We start from the raw sequence: 14,366 nt of genomic DNA on the forward strand, positions 1-14,366 counted from the left end.
GGCGCTGCGCCTCGAAGGTCATTTCATGCTGAGCGAATTTCCATTAGCCATCGGCGTCTCCTGGTCGGCCTCAACCTTGCGGCAGCAACGTCAGTCCCGACCTCGCGATCGCCGAGTTCATCGACTACGACTGCTCCTACTGCCGCAAGAGCCATCCGGAACTGAAGAAGCGGCTTACAAGCGACCGCAAGCTGCGGATCGTCCACGAGGATTGGCCGATGTTCGGTCCGTTTCGAATATGCGGCCCGCGCGGCGGTCGCGGCCAAATGGCAAGGGAAGTACGAGGCCGCGCACGACGCGATCGCCCAACGGTTTCTAGCAGAACAGGTAAGTCACCGCCGTGTTGACCAAAGGCCGGCATCGACATGTCGCGACTGAACAGGGCACGCCGCGGCGCAGAAGCTAACATCGACAGCTGCTTACCTGAAACGCCCTGCAGGCCGATAGGATCGGCTTCCAGGGCACACCCTCGCGGTGGGAAGTCCTTCATCGTCTTCGGCGGGTCTCAGCCGCGCCCAGTCCGTTCGCGGGGGCGACTGCAGCCCGCCTCCGTGGCGTTCATAGCTCAGGCGATGAAGGCCTCTGCAACGCTGCGAATGCCTGCGGCATCGAGCTTGTAATGAGCGTAGAGATGGGTGGGCGGCGCGATCAGGCTGTATTCGTCGTAGATGCCGTGGCGCTTGAGCTTCACGCCAAGCCCCTCGTCGGTCAGCACTTCGGCGACCGCACTGCCAAGTCCGCCTAGGACGTTGTGCTCCTCGACTGTCATGATCTTCTTCGAGCGGGACGCGGCGACGAGAATGGCCTCCCGGTCGAGGGGCTTGATGCACGCCATGTCGATCACGCCGACGGAGCGCCCATCTTCATTCATCGCCCTGGCAGCCTCAAGCGCGCCGTGCACGGCCATGCCGCAAGCGATGATGGTCAGTTCCTCGCCCTTGAAGTGCTCATGCGCCTTGCCGAAGGCGAATGTCGGTGTGCCTTGATAGACCACGGGATCGCGGCCGCGGCCGATCCGGAAGTAGATCGGCTTGTCGTAATTGGCGGACGCGCGGATCGCAGCTTCCAGTTGCGGACCATCCGCCGGCGACACCACCGCGATGTCGGCTATCGAGCGCATGATGGCGATGTCTTCCGTGGCATGGTGCGATGTGCCGTAGAAGCCGAGGGAAATCCCGGTGTGGTGGCCGATCAGGCGAACCGGCTGCGCGCAATAGGCGACGTCCATCCTGATCTGCTCGCAGGCAAGCAAGGCCATGAAGGAAGCGAAGGTCGCCACGAAGGGCACCACGCCGCAGGTCGCGATGCCCGCGGCGGTGCTGACCATGTTCTGCTCCGATATGCCGAAGGAGATATAGCGGTCGGGATACGCCGCCGCGAAGCGGTTCAGGCCGTTCGAATATTGCAGGTCGGCCGATCCAGCCATGACGTTATGGCCTGCCTTAACCAGATCGATCAGTCCGTTGGACAGGTGGTCAAGGCCTGGATTGACGGCGTTAAGACCGCGATATTGCCAGGAATTGGGAGATAGCGGACCGTTCATTTCAAGCATCCAGCGCGTTGATCTCAGCGATGGCCTTTTCGGCATCGGACGGGTCGAGATAACCCAGGTGCCAGCCCGGCTCGGTCTCCATGTAGGAAACGCCCCTGCCCTTGCTGGTCCTGGCGATGATCATGCAGGGCTTGGCGCGCTCGTCATCGGCCCTCACCCGGCGCAGCAGCTCTGTGACCTTCGCCACGTCATGGCCGTCGACCTCATGGACTTCCCAGCCGAAGGCGCGCCATTTCTCGTCGAGCGGCTCGATATTCATCAGGTCGTCGACGCGGCCGTCCAGCTGGTAGCCGTTGCGGTCTACGATGGCGATGAGATTGCTGGCCCGGTGCTGGGCGGCATTGATCGCGGCCTCCCACACCTGTCCTTCCTGCATCTCGCCATCGCCCATCATGCAAAAGACCCGGTAGTCCTTCTCGCCGGTCCAGCGCTGCGCCAGCACCATGCCCAGCGCGTTCGACAGCGCATGGCCGATCGAGCCCGAAGAGAAGTCGACCCCGGGCACTTTCCGCATGTCTGGATGATCACCAAGCGGACTGCCGAGACGCGTATATTGATCGAGCCATTCCTTCGGGAAGTAGCCGAGATCGGCATAGATCGGAAACAGGCCCACCGCAGCGTGCCCCTTGCCGATCGTAAAGCGGTCGCGGCCGGTCCATTTCGGATCGCCACGACGTAGCCGCATGACGTCGTAATAAAGCGCCGCGAAGATTTCCGCTGCCGAGAACACCGACGTGTAGTGGCCGGTCTTGGCGATCTCGATCAGCCGGATCGTCTCAAGCCGCACGAAGCGCGCGCGATCCTTCAGCATCGCCTCCACCTCCGCCGTGGGCTCGAAGCTGTTGCCGCGCGCCGTGTCTAAAGAACCGCTCATTTCATCCCTCGATCAAAGTTCATGGTTACTGGCGCGCTCCTCAGCCGCGACTGCGTCAGGAACGCAGATTTTCCCGGAACGTCCGGCCGGAATAATCCCGGCGGTAAATGCCCCGGCGCTGCAGTTCGGGCACTACCGACCTGACAAACTGGTAGAACGATCCCGGCGTGATGGACGGGCAGATGACAAAGCCGTCGCAGGCCTCGGCCTCGAACAGCTCGTGAATATGATCGGCGATCATCATCGGCGTTCCGACCAGTTGTGGCGACATCTGCGTGGTCGCGTATTGATGGCCGGCATCGCGCAATGTCTTGCCCTTCCCGCCGCTCATGATGATATCGAAGACACCGCGAGCGCCCTGCGTGATCTCCATCTCGTTCAGCGGCTGATCCATCGGGAAGCCGGAAAGGTCGACGCCGATATGGTTCGACATTTCGGAAAGGCCAAGCTCGGCATTGGCGAGCGAGTCGATATAGTCGGCGCGCTCGCGCGCGATCGATTCCGTCTCTCCTATGACGATGTCCGTCGCCGGGAGGATGGCGCAGTGCGAAGGGTCGCGCCCGGCATTGGCTACGCGATTCTTGATGTCGCGGTAGAAGGCCTGCATGTCGGCCTTGTTGTTCTGCAGCGTGAAGACGATTTCGGCCCAGCGCGCGGCAAACTGGCGTCCCCGCGCAGACGACCCCGCTTGCATCAGCACAGGGCTGCCCTGCGGCGAGTGCGGCGTCATCAACGGGCCACGTGTTTTCACATATTGGCCGGCGTAATTGGCGTAGTGGACCTTCGAGGGATCGCCGAAAATGCCGGCCTGACGGTCAAGCACCAGCGCGTCGGGGTCCCAGCTATTCCACAGAGTCGTGCAGGCCTCGACCACCTCGTCGGCATGATCGTAGCGCTGCGCCTTGTCCAGCAGCCGGTCCATCCCGTAGTTCTGCGCTTCGCGATCGGTCGCCGAGGTCACGATGTTCCAGGCGGCCCTGCCGCCGCTGATGTGGTCGAGCGAGGCGAAGGCGCGCGCGATGTGGAACGGATGGTAGAGCGAGGTCGACATCGTCGCCGACAGGCCGATGTGGTTGGTCACCCGCGCCATCGCCGTCAGCATCTGCATCGGGTCGAGCATGCACATGTGCCCGCCATACTTGACACAGGGATCGATGACGCCGCCATAGGTGTCGTAGAGCGTCTGGACATCGACGAAGAAGAGCCCGTCAAATTTTCCATCCTCCAGGATCCGTGCAATGTTCTCGTAGCGAACAGGATTGAGGAAGTCCGTCCCGTCACTTTCATCGTGACGCCAGCTGCCGTTGTTGTGCCACGAGGGTCCGATCGTGCAATAGCCTACGAAGTGCAGCTGACGTACCATTGAACTCACCCAAAATCCGCCCGCCTCGGGCTCGAAGGAAGTGTCCGGCGAGCCATCGCTGCGAAGGAAGCTCTTACGCGTCGGGGCCCGTCGTCGCCTTGCGGCTGGATTCGTCTAGCCACGAAACGACCGCCGATCTACGTCTGCTTCTTGCACCCCGCGGCTACGCCGTACACTGGCAAAAACGTTTGGGCTTGATAACCTTTCGTTATGCCAGGCGCCCTCATTGCGCCGTCACGCGGCGGCAGGCGAATACTGGCGCACCACGCCCTGTCTGATGAGGTCTTCGACCTCCTCGGGAGCATAGCCGAACGCGGACAGAACGGTGGTCGTATCCTCGCCAAGCATGGGCGGCGCCTTGTAGTGGGCATCGCGTTGCGTAGCGAGACCCTGGGCCGGCCTGACAAGCGAGACCGGCCCTAAATGCTGGTTGTGCAAGGTCTGCACGACATTGCGGGCCTTAACCGTCCGGCTTTCGAAGGCCTCGGGCACCGACTTGACCTCGCCCGCGGGAACGCCGTGCCGCAGGCAGGCCTCCATCCAATGGTGGCGCGTGTTCGCGCGGAACGACTGGCCCAATTTGGGAAGCAGGCTTTCGCGGTTCAGCGCCCTCGCCGCGGCGGTCTTGTAAAGCGGATCCTGGGCGAGCTCGGGCATGCCGACAACCTTCTCGCACAGCGCGGTGAATTGCTTGTCGTTGCCCACGGCAAGGGCGAAGCTGCCGTCCGAGCATTCGCAGATCTGGTAGGGAACAACGGTCGGATGAGCGTTGCCGTAGCGGCGTGGAACGACTCCGGCATTAAGGTAGCCGCTGCCGACATTGATCAGAGTGTTCAGCGCGCATTCCAGCAGCGATATGTCGATATACTGCCCCTGTCCGGTCTCGCGGCGCTGATAAAGCGCCGCCAGCACCGACTGCACCGAAACCATTCCGGCGATGATGTCCGTCATCGCAACGCCGATGCGCTGGGGCTCGCCGTCGACGGGACCGGTGATCGACATCAGGCCACTCTCTGCCTGGACGACAAAATCGTAGCCCGGCCGATCCCATTCGGGACCGGTCTGACCATAGCCGGAGATCGAGCAATAGATAATGCCCGGGTTGAAGGCCTTCAGCGTCTCGTAGTCGATCTTCAACCGCTGAACCGTGCCGGCGCGGAAATTCTCGATCACCACGTCGGCCTTCGCGGCCAGACGGTAAATGATCTCACGCCCCTTGGGATGCTTGATGTCGACCGCGATGCTAGACTTGCCGCGATTGGCGCAGAGGTAATAGGTGCTGACGCCATTGTAGCTCGGTACCGACCAGGCACGCGTATCGTCGCCGCCGTCGACGTTCTCGATCTTCCAGACCTCGGCGCCAAGGTCCGCGAGCGACATAGTCGCCCAGGGGCCGGCTAGGACGCGGGAAAGGTCCAGCACCTTGATGCCCGCCAGCGGCAAACCGGACGCGGCAGCGCCCCCAGGCCCAACGGATTCCGACATTTGGTTCTCGCTTTCTTGCTTTGCGGGGATTCCGGCGCTCAGGCGGCCAGCCCGATATCCGCCGGTCCTGGGAAATGACATGCCGCCTGATGTCCCGGCTCGATCTCGAGGAGCGGCGGCGGCACCTCCGCGCATTTATCCTGGGCCTTGAAACAGCGTGTCCGAAACGGACAGCCCGACGGCGGGTTGATCGGGCTCGGCACGTCTCCCTTCAGCAGGAGCTGCTTGCGGCTGCGCTCGACATCCGGATCGGCGACCGGCACTGCCGACATCAGCGCCTGTGAATAGGGATGAAGCGGCCTTCCATAGAGCTTCTCCGCCGGCGCCACTTCGACGAAGCGGCCGAGATACATCACGGCGACCTTGTGGGAGATGTGGCGCACCACCGACAGGTCATGGGCGATGAACACGTAAGCCGTCCGCATCTTCTCCTGTATCTCCTGGAGGAGGTTGAGCACGCCGGCCTGCACCGACACGTCGAGCGCCGAGACCGGTTCGTCTAGCACTAGCACTTCCGGCTTCAACGCGAGGGCGCGAGCGATCACGACACGCTGGCGCTGGCCGCCAGACAATTGGTGAGGGTAGCGCCGTCCATGCGCGGCGCTGAGGCTGACCAGGTCGAGCATCTCCATCACGCGCTCGCGCCTCTCCGGGCGCTTCATCGTAGATATGCGCAGCGGCTCCGCGATGCTGTCCTCGATGCGCATGCGCGGGTGCAGTGAGCTGTACGGATCCTGGAAGACCAATTGAAGATGCCGGCGCATCCTGCGCATCTGTTGTGGGCCGAGCGCAATTACGTCGACGCCGTTCACGCTCACGCTGCCGGACGTCGGCTCGGTCAGGCGCAGCAGGCATCGGCCAAGCGTGGACTTGCCGCAGCCGGATTCACCGACCAGACCTAGCGTTTCGCCGGGCTTCAGGTCGAAGGAGATGTCGGTGACAGCCTTCAGCTGCGCGACTTCCCGACGGACCAGGGTACCGCCCATGATCGGGAATGTCTTGGACAGATTGCGCACCGACATGGCGATCCCCTCGTCCGACACGGACTGGATTCTGTTCGATTTTTCAGACATTTGTACGCTCTTCCGCCGGTGTCGTGCGGCCGGCATCGCTCCAAGACGGCAGGCTATCTGCGAAGTGACAAGCGGCCCGGTGCCGGCCAAGCTCGATCACTGTAGGGGCAGTCTTGCGGCAGACAGCCTGGGCAAAGCTGCAACGCGGATGAAAGGCACAGCCTTCAGGCAGCGCGCCGAGCATGGGCGGCGCGCCGGGGATCGAATAAAGCTTCTCCTTCGAAGCCGTCAGCTTCGGGATCGAATTGATCAGACCGCGAGTGTAGGGGTGGCGGGGATTGGCAAAGAGTTCCCGCACCTCGGCTTCCTCTACCACCAGCCCCGCATAGATGACCGCGACCCTATCCGCGTGCCCGGCGACGACGCCGAGGTCATGTGTGATCAGGATCAACGCGAGCCCGAGCTTTTCCTTGAGTTCGCGCAGCATGCGCATGATTTGCGCCTGCACCGTGACGTCGAGCGCCGTCGTCGGCTCGTCAGCAACCAGCAATTCGGGATTGTTGGCGACTGCCATGGCGATCATGACACGCTGGCGCATGCCGCCCGAGAACTCATGAGGATACTGATTGATCCGCCGGTCCGGCTGCGGAATGGCGACAAGTTGCAAAAGCTCGAGCACCCGCTTGGTCGCGTTCGTCTTGCTCAAGCCCCTATTGTGGAGGAGAAGCGCCTCGCGTATCTGATCGCCCACGGTCATTACCGGATTGAGCGACGAAAGCGGATCCTGGAAGATCATGCTGATTTCGGCTCCGCGAAGCGCGCGCATGTCCCGGCGTGAGCGCCCCACGAGTTCCTGCCCCTTGAAGACGACCGAGCCGGTGACGATCGCGTTGCGCGCCTGCAGGCCGAGCGAGGCGAGCATGCCGAGCGATTTGCCCGATCCGGATTCCCCGACGATGCCCAGGACCTCTCCCTTGGAGAGGTCGATACTGATGCCGCGCACGGCGGGCAGGACGCGATCCCGCGAGGCAAAGCCGACCTTCAGATCGCGGATGCGCAACAATGGCTGGCCGGCGGCCTCTTGATTGATTTCGGCCGCGCTCATTTGGACGACCTCGGGTCAAAATAGTCGCGCAAACCGTCACCTATGAAGTTGAAGCCCAGCACCACCGTCAGGATTGCCATGCCCGGCCCGAACGCGATCCACCAGCTGTAGAAGAATGTCGCGCCGTCCGAGATCATCGCGCCCCATTCGGGCGTCGGAGGCGTGGCGCCGAGGCCGATGAACGAGAGCGACGCCGCGAGCAGGATCACCTGGCCGAGGTCCATCGTCGCGCTGACGAGAATGGGCGTCCAGCAAAGCGGCAGGATGTGCTTGGTGAGAATACGGAAATGGCCCGCCCCGGCCGCGACGGCGGCCTCGACATGCTCGCGCTCGCGCACCTCGAGCACCTGGGCGCGCATCAGCCGGGCATAGACCGGCCACCAGACGACCACCATCGCGATCGCCGCGTTGCCCAGTCCCGGCCCAAGCGAAGCCGCCACGGCCATCGCCAGCAGGATCGGAGGAAAGGAAAGCGTGACATCGACCAGCCGCATGATTGCGGCGCCGATGATGCCGCCCCTGTAACCTGAAATAGCGCCCGCGGCAGATCCGATCACCACGGCGCTGACCACCACCAGCAGCGCTATCGGTAGGGAATGCTGCGCACCATGGATCGTGCGCGAGAGCACGTCACGGCCAAGGGCGTCGGTTCCGAGCAGATAGCTCGCATTCGGCGCCTGCAGCCGCCGGCCCGCAAGCTTGAGCGGGTCGTAAGGCGCGAGCCATGTCGGCAACAGTGTGGCCACGAGCCAAAAGAGAACGACGACACCGCCGACCAGAAAAGCAGGCGAAGCCCATTCGGGAAGCCGAAGGCGCGCTGGTGTTGAGGCTTGAACCGAAGACATTGGCTTTCTCTCAGTTCAGGCGCACGCGCGGATTGGCCAGCACATAAGCGATATCCGTGAGCAGATTGGTGATAAGGAACATCACGCCGCCGACGATCGTGACGCCGATGATCGCCGGGAAATCAAGCGAACGCGCCGCTGTCACGGCATAGCTGCCCATGCCAGGCCAGGCAAAGACCGCCTCCGTCAGCACAGCGCCGGTGATGAGATAGGCAAACGAGTAGCTGATCACCGTCAGCACCGGCACCAGAATGTTGCGGAAGGCATGGCGCAGCACCACGCGCATCTCGCCGGCTCCCTTGGCCCGTGCGGTGAGGATGAACTCGCGCTCCATCACTTCCAGCATGTTGGCGCGCACGAGGCGCGAGATCGTTCCGGCAACGGTCCAGCCGAGGACCACCGAAGGCAGCACAAGATGAGCGAGCGCATCCTTAAAGGCGGTCAAATTCCCGGCGAGCAGGGTATCGATGGTCATGAACCCAGTCACAGCGGGCGGCGGCGAAAGCCTGGGATCTATGCGGCCGGGCCCGGGCAGTATCTGGTATTTGACCGACAGCAGGAAAAGCAGCGCCAGGCCCAGCCAGAAGATCGGGACGGAGGAGCCGAACAGCGAGAATATGCGCGCGCCCTGATCGGTCGCGGTGTCACGATAGTAGGCCGCGAGGAGGCCGAAGACGATGCCTATGACGCTGCCGATGATCATGGCGGCGATGACGAGCTCGAACGTCGCCGGCAGACGTGCCACGAGATCGGCCGACACCGGACGACGCGTGACGAACGACGTTCCCATGTCGCCCTTGAGCAGGTTGCCGACATAGATCAGGTACCGCTCCGGCAGGGGACGATCGAGCCCCCAGCGCTGCCGCGCGGCGGCGACGATCTCCGGGTTGTTCATCTGCTGTTCACTTACGACGGCGGTGAGCGGATCGCCCTTGGTTATGGCCGTAAGCAGGAACGCCATCGTGACAATGCCCAGCAGAATGAAAGGCATCGCGATGCTGCGTCGTAGGATATAGTTCAGCATCGGTCGTCTCTTGGCATCGCGGTAGCACCTGCCCCATCGAGTGAAAGTGGCGCGATATTGACAAGGCTGAAAAGTCCAGTCAATAGAAATGAAATTAAGTTCCAAATTTCAGCGAACCTGTTGGACGCGCCTAGCGACATAGTGGGGTCTCCGGTGGGCCCATCGTCCGGCGGAAACCTTCGCGCTGTTGGGAGGCAGCATGAGAAAACGCATTAAGCCGATCGTCGCGCCCTCCGAGGAAGAGCTTGGTCAACACGCCTCTGCCCTGGTGCGCGGACTGCAGATATTGCGCACCTTCACGCCCGCGGACGTCACGCTCGGCAACCAGGAACTGATCGAGCGGACAGGCCTGCCGAAAGCCACCATCTCGCGCCTGACCTACACGCTGGTCGGGCTTGGTTACCTGATCTACGACCCCTTGCTAGGACGATATAGCATCGGGCCAGCCACCGTTTCGCTCGGCTATTCAGGTTTGAGCAGCAGCGCCGTGATCTATATGGCCAAGCCGCTGATGCAGGCGCTGGCCTTCGAAACTGGCGTCGCGGTGGCCATGGGCATGCGAGACGGGCTGGAGATGGTCTACGTCGCCAACTGCCGGCCGGAAACGCCGGTGACGCTCAGGCTGAATGTCGGCTCGCGGTTGCCGATATGGCAGACCTCCATGGGGCTGGCCTATCTGGCCGCCATGGAGGAGACGCTGCGCGAGCGCGTTATCCGACAGCTGATCGAGACCAAACCCGGCACCAGGGACAAGATCCAGCGCGCCATCGACAGCGGGTTGGAAAGCTATGCAAAGCATGGCTTCGTCTCGTCATTCGGCGACTGGTACAGCTACATAAATGCGGTGGGCGTGCCTTTCAGGCCGACCGACGGCTCGCAATTGGTCGCCATCACGTGCGGCGGCATAAAGGACCTGGCGCCCGTCGAGGCCTGCCTCTCGGTTTATGTCCCCAAGCTCAAATCGCTGCTTGCGGAACTGCAAAGCCGGCTGATCGGCGCCGTGCCGCCGCCACCCGGCGAATCGACCTCGGCGACGCCGACCGGTAACAAGGGATAACTTCATGGCGACTGCCGTCATCTTTCCGAAAGTCAGCCTGGAGACGGACGCCGGCACGATTTCGCGCTGGCTGAAGGAAGATGGGGCGACGGTAAACCAGGGCGAGCCCCTTTTCGAGATCGACAATGCCAAGGCGGCGGTCGAGGTCGAGGCCCCGGCGTCAGGAATTGTCTCGTATGTTCGGAGTGCCGGCGAAGATGTCCAGGTTGGCGAAGTTGTCGCGCATATCCTGCAAAGTGGCGAGCGGCCGGAGGGCGCGGGCAAACCGGCTGCTAAAGCGCTGCCGATAGCCGCTGCCACCAATGGTAAGAGTGAACCGGCGCAGCACAGCGCATCTGCGCGAATCGTCGCGACGCCGCTGGCCAAACGCATCGCCGAACAGCAGCAGATCGACCTGCGCAACGTCCGCGGCTCCGGACCAAGGGGGCGCATTCAAAAGCGTGACCTCATTGATGTGCCGCCAATCCCGAGACCGTCTCCGGCCGCAAGCCAGTCACCGCTGAATGCCGTGTGGCTACAGAAGGACGGCCCCGGCACGCTCGTCGCCCTGCATGGCTTTGCGTCCGACCACAACGCCTGGCGCGGCCTGCTTGCCGCCGGTCGGCCAAGGGCGCGAATGCTCGCCGTAGACCTGCCTGGCCACGGACGATCATCGAGGGCCGTTCCGACCGATCTCGACGCGATCTGCGCCATGGTCGAGCAGCGGATGGCAGCCGAAGGCATTGATGAGGCGGCTTTCGTTGCCCACTCCTTCGGCGCCGCGGTAGCCTCCAAACTCGCCAGCCGCGGGTTCGTCCGGGTCAACGCGCTGCTGCTGATATCGCCAGCGGGGCTCGGCCCGGAGATCCGTGGTCAATTCATTAAGGGCTTTGTCGCGGCCAGGCAGCCTTCCAGCATCCTGCCCTGGCTGCACGAACTGGTGTTCGATCCCGGCCTAATCTCGGAAGCCTTCGTGCGCAGCGTGGTGGACCAACGCAAGGACGAGGAATTGTCCGGCGCATTGGCTAACCTGGCGGAGCGCTATTTCTGCGACGGCACGCAGACCTTCTCGATCCGGCCCGACCTCGAACGACTTCGCATCCCCATCCGCATCATCTTCGGCATGCAAGACAGGATTATTCCGTTCACCCATTGCCATTCGCTGCCCGGCCGTGTCGGCCTCCATGCGTTCCAGCAATGCGGTCACATGCCCTATCTGGAGGAGCCGGAGCTCACGCTCTCGATAGTCAACGAGATGCTGGCCCTGGCCCGCTCCGAACCTTGAGCCGCTTCGCGACGACGAAGCGGGACGAGGCCCTGCCTCCAGCGGACCGGGACGATACCGCCCGCGGCTCGATTCTGAAATGACAATTGAGAGACGACCCCATGGCCCTTGAAGCAGACCTCTTCGACCAGCTGCGCGACACGGTGCAGCGCTTCGTGAAGGAACGTCTAGTGCCGCGCGAGGCCGAAATTGCCCGCGCCGACAGCATGCCAGCCGAGATCAAGCAGGAGATGCGCGAGCTCGGGCTGTTCGGGCTGTCGATACCGCAGGAGTATGGCGGCCTTGGCCTCGACATGGAAGAAGAGGTCCGCATCACCTTCGAGCTTGGCCATACGTCTCCTGCATTCAGGTCGGTGTTCGGCACCAACAACGGCATCGGCTCACAGGGCCTGGTCATGGACGGCACTGATGCCCAGAAGAGCTCATATCTTCCGAGATTGGCAACGGGAGAATTGATCAGCGCCTTCGCGCTGACCGAACCGGAGGCCGGTTCCGACGCCAGCTCGTTGCGCATGACGGCCCGCCGCGAGGGCAACGAATATTTGCTCAACGGCACCAAGCGCTTCATCACGAATGCGCCATATGCAGATCTCTTCACGGTCTTTGCCCGGACCGAGAGTGGTCAAAGGCTCGGTGGCGCTGTCACTGCATTCCTCGTAGAACGGAGCGCGCCCGGCCTTTCATTCGGCAAGATCGACAAGAAGATGGGGCAGGCTGGCTCACACACTTGCGACGTGATTTTCGAGGACTGCCGCGTGCCGGCCTCGGCCGTCCTGGGCGGAAAGGAAGGCCAGGGCTTCAGAACCGCGATGAAGGTCTTGGACAGGGGGCGGCTGCATATTTCGGCCTTCTGCGTGGGCATGGCCGAACGGCTCATCCAGGACAGCCTGACCTATGCCATGCAGCGCAAGCAGTTCGGACAGCCCATCGCGGAATTCCAGCTGATACAGGCGATGCTGGCGGACAGTCGGGCCGAAGCCTACGCCGCCCGGTGCATGGTGCTCGAAACGGCGCGGTCCAAGGATCGCGGCGAAAATGTCTCCACCGAGGCCGCCTGCTGCAAGATGTTCGCCAGCGAAATGGTCGGCCGTGTCGCGGACAAGGCTGTGCAGATCCACGGCGGCGCCGGGTACATGGAAGAGTATGGCATTGAGCGTGCTTACCGCGATGTCCGCCTGTTCCGCATCTATGAGGGAACAACCCAGATCCAGCAGATCCTAATCGCGAGGAACATGATGAAGGAAGCCGCCGCCGCGGCCTAGGCGACATGGATAAAGCCGCGGTGCTGGCTTCTATGAATGAGGCGCCGTGCACCTAATCCGATCGTTGATAACCGAATTTTTTTCATTATCATCACCCGCAATTTCCACAATCAGCATACGAGCCCGCCGTGAACGCGCATTCCGAAATAAACGCGACCGACCTCGCCTACCATCTGCATTCCCAGACCAATCCGCAGGCCCTGTCGCGCGAGGGCGCCTACATCATCGTCAAGGGCGACGGCACGCATGTCATCGATGAAAATGGCAAACGCTATATCGACGCCATGGCCGGACTCTGGTGCGCGTCGCTGGGTTTCAACAACCAGCGCCTGGGGCGCGCTGCCGCGAAACAATATGAAGAGCTCGGCTATTACCACAGCTTCTACGGACGCACGAACCCGAAGGCGGCGACGCTGAGCAAGAAGCTGGTCGAACTGACCGGCATGCCAAACGGCAAAGCATTCTTCGTAACCTCCGGTTCCGAGGCCAACGAGACCATGGTGAAGCTTGCCTGGCTCTACCATGCCTCACGCGGCAAGCCGACCAAGCGCAAGGTCATCGCGCGCGATCGCGCCTTTCATGGATCGACCATCGTGGCGGGGTCGATGTGCGGCCTGGAGATGATGCACCGGGAATTCGGACTTCCACTGCCCGGGTTCATCCATACGCTGTGCCCAAACGCCTATCGGGTCAAGCTGCCGGGCGAGAGCGAAACCGAGTTCGTCGCCCGCCTGGCTGGCGAGCTCGAGCGCATGATCCTGCGGGAAGGCCCGGACACGATCGCCGCCTTCATCGCCGAGCCGGTCATCGCCGGCGGCGGCATCATTCCGCCGCCAGAGGGCTATTTCGAGGCCGTCCAAAAGATCCTGGCCAAGTACGACATCCTGTGCCTCGACGACGAGGTGGTCTGCGGTTTCGGCCGCACTGGCAACTGGTTCGGGCGTGAGACGGTCTGCATGGCGCCCGACATGATGTCGCTCGCCAAGGGCATCACCTCTTCCTACTTCCCGCTCGCGGCCGTGATCGTGTCGCCGAAAATCCTCGAGGCGGTCGAGCGCTACAATGAAGGCGGCACCTCGTTTGGCCACGGCTTCACCAATGCGGCTCACCCGGTCGGCGCGGCCGTCGCGGCGGAGACGATCGCGATCTACGAAGAGCTCGATATCGTGGCCCATGTCCGCAAGATGGGCGCGCTCCTCCATCAGACGCTCGCCGACGTGACGAAGGACTCGCCCATCGTTGGGAATCTTCGCGGCGTCGGACTGATGTATGGGGTTGAGCTCGTCGAGGACCCGGCAACCGGCTCACCGTTCGCGCCGGCGCGCCAGGTCGGCGCCCGCCTTGCCGCCAGCGCCTATGAGCATGGCCTAGTGGTTCGCGCGATGCGCGACACGGTCGGCTTCTGCCCACCCCTGATCATCGACGAAGGCGACGTGGAGGAGATCGGCTCCAAGATGGAGAAGGCTCTCCGGGAAACCGACAAGGCAATCCAGGCAAAGTCGATCTGAGAAAACGGGAGCGA

12 protein-coding genes are annotated in these 14,366 nt (G+C 62.7%); 4 read left to right on the forward strand and 8 right to left on the reverse strand.

The features are described from left to right. Positions 1-565 precede the first annotated feature (565 nt). From EJ069_RS16175 to EJ069_RS16210, 8 genes are all read right to left on the reverse strand, one after another. Positions 566-1,543 (reverse strand): transketolase C-terminal domain-containing protein, encoded by a 978-nt coding sequence (locus tag EJ069_RS16175; RefSeq protein WP_126062144.1) that lies wholly within the window; start codon positions 1,541-1,543, stop codon positions 566-568. A 1-nt stretch (position 1,544) separates the two neighbouring features. Continuing rightward, positions 1,545-2,426, reverse strand: a complete 882-nt coding sequence (locus EJ069_RS16180) for a transketolase (protein WP_126062145.1) — start codon at positions 2,424-2,426, stop codon at positions 1,545-1,547. Positions 2,427-2,481: 55 nt separating this feature from the next. Next, positions 2,482-3,789: an LLM class flavin-dependent oxidoreductase gene (locus EJ069_RS16185; protein WP_126062146.1), complete on the reverse strand. Its 1,308-nt coding sequence runs from the start codon at positions 3,787-3,789 to the stop codon at positions 2,482-2,484. A gap of 234 nt (positions 3,790-4,023) precedes the next feature. Continuing rightward, positions 4,024-5,274 (reverse strand): CaiB/BaiF CoA-transferase family protein, encoded by a 1,251-nt coding sequence (locus EJ069_RS16190; protein ID WP_126062147.1) that lies wholly within the window; start codon positions 5,272-5,274, stop codon positions 4,024-4,026. Positions 5,275-5,312: 38 nt separating this feature from the next. Further along, complete coding sequence (locus EJ069_RS16195; RefSeq protein ID WP_189476499.1) at positions 5,313-6,326, reverse strand: oligopeptide/dipeptide ABC transporter ATP-binding protein; 1,014 nt, start codon at positions 6,324-6,326, stop codon at positions 5,313-5,315. A 13-nt stretch (positions 6,327-6,339) separates the two neighbouring features. Continuing rightward, a complete protein-coding gene (locus tag EJ069_RS16200) occupies positions 6,340-7,392 on the reverse strand; it encodes an ABC transporter ATP-binding protein (RefSeq protein ID WP_126062149.1) in 1,053 nt (350 codons plus the stop codon). After that, on the reverse strand, positions 7,389-8,237 hold the full coding sequence (locus tag EJ069_RS16205; protein ID WP_126062150.1) for an ABC transporter permease: 849 nt from the start codon (positions 8,235-8,237) through the stop codon (positions 7,389-7,391). Before EJ069_RS16205 ends, EJ069_RS16200 begins: the two co-directional genes overlap by 4 nt. A 10-nt stretch (positions 8,238-8,247) precedes the next feature. Then, positions 8,248-9,261 carry an ABC transporter permease gene (locus tag EJ069_RS16210; protein ID WP_126062151.1) on the reverse strand — a complete coding sequence of 338 codons (1,014 nt, stop codon included), beginning with the start codon at positions 9,259-9,261 and terminating at the stop codon, positions 8,248-8,250. 199 nt (positions 9,262-9,460) lie between these two features. Between EJ069_RS16210 and EJ069_RS16215 the strand changes: the two genes are divergently transcribed. From EJ069_RS16215 to EJ069_RS16230, 4 genes are all read left to right on the forward strand, one after another. Continuing rightward, positions 9,461-10,318: an IclR family transcriptional regulator gene (locus EJ069_RS16215; RefSeq protein WP_126062152.1), complete on the forward strand. Its 858-nt coding sequence runs from the start codon at positions 9,461-9,463 to the stop codon at positions 10,316-10,318. Positions 10,319-10,322: 4 nt separating this feature from the next. Beyond that, positions 10,323-11,582 carry an acetoin dehydrogenase dihydrolipoyllysine-residue acetyltransferase subunit gene (locus EJ069_RS16220; RefSeq protein WP_126062153.1) on the forward strand — a complete coding sequence of 420 codons (1,260 nt, stop codon included), beginning with the start codon at positions 10,323-10,325 and terminating at the stop codon, positions 11,580-11,582. A gap of 101 nt (positions 11,583-11,683) precedes the next feature. Next, complete coding sequence (locus tag EJ069_RS16225; RefSeq protein ID WP_126062154.1) at positions 11,684-12,844, forward strand: acyl-CoA dehydrogenase family protein; 1,161 nt, start codon at positions 11,684-11,686, stop codon at positions 12,842-12,844. Positions 12,845-12,972: 128 nt separating this feature from the next. Then, a complete protein-coding gene (locus EJ069_RS16230; RefSeq protein WP_126062155.1) occupies positions 12,973-14,352 on the forward strand; it encodes an aminotransferase in 1,380 nt (459 codons plus the stop codon). The last annotated feature ends 14 nt before the right edge of the window (positions 14,353-14,366 follow it).

Source organism: Mesorhizobium sp. M2A.F.Ca.ET.043.05.1.1 (assembly GCF_003952445.1).
In the GTDB taxonomy this organism is placed as follows: domain Bacteria; phylum Pseudomonadota; class Alphaproteobacteria; order Rhizobiales; family Rhizobiaceae; genus Mesorhizobium.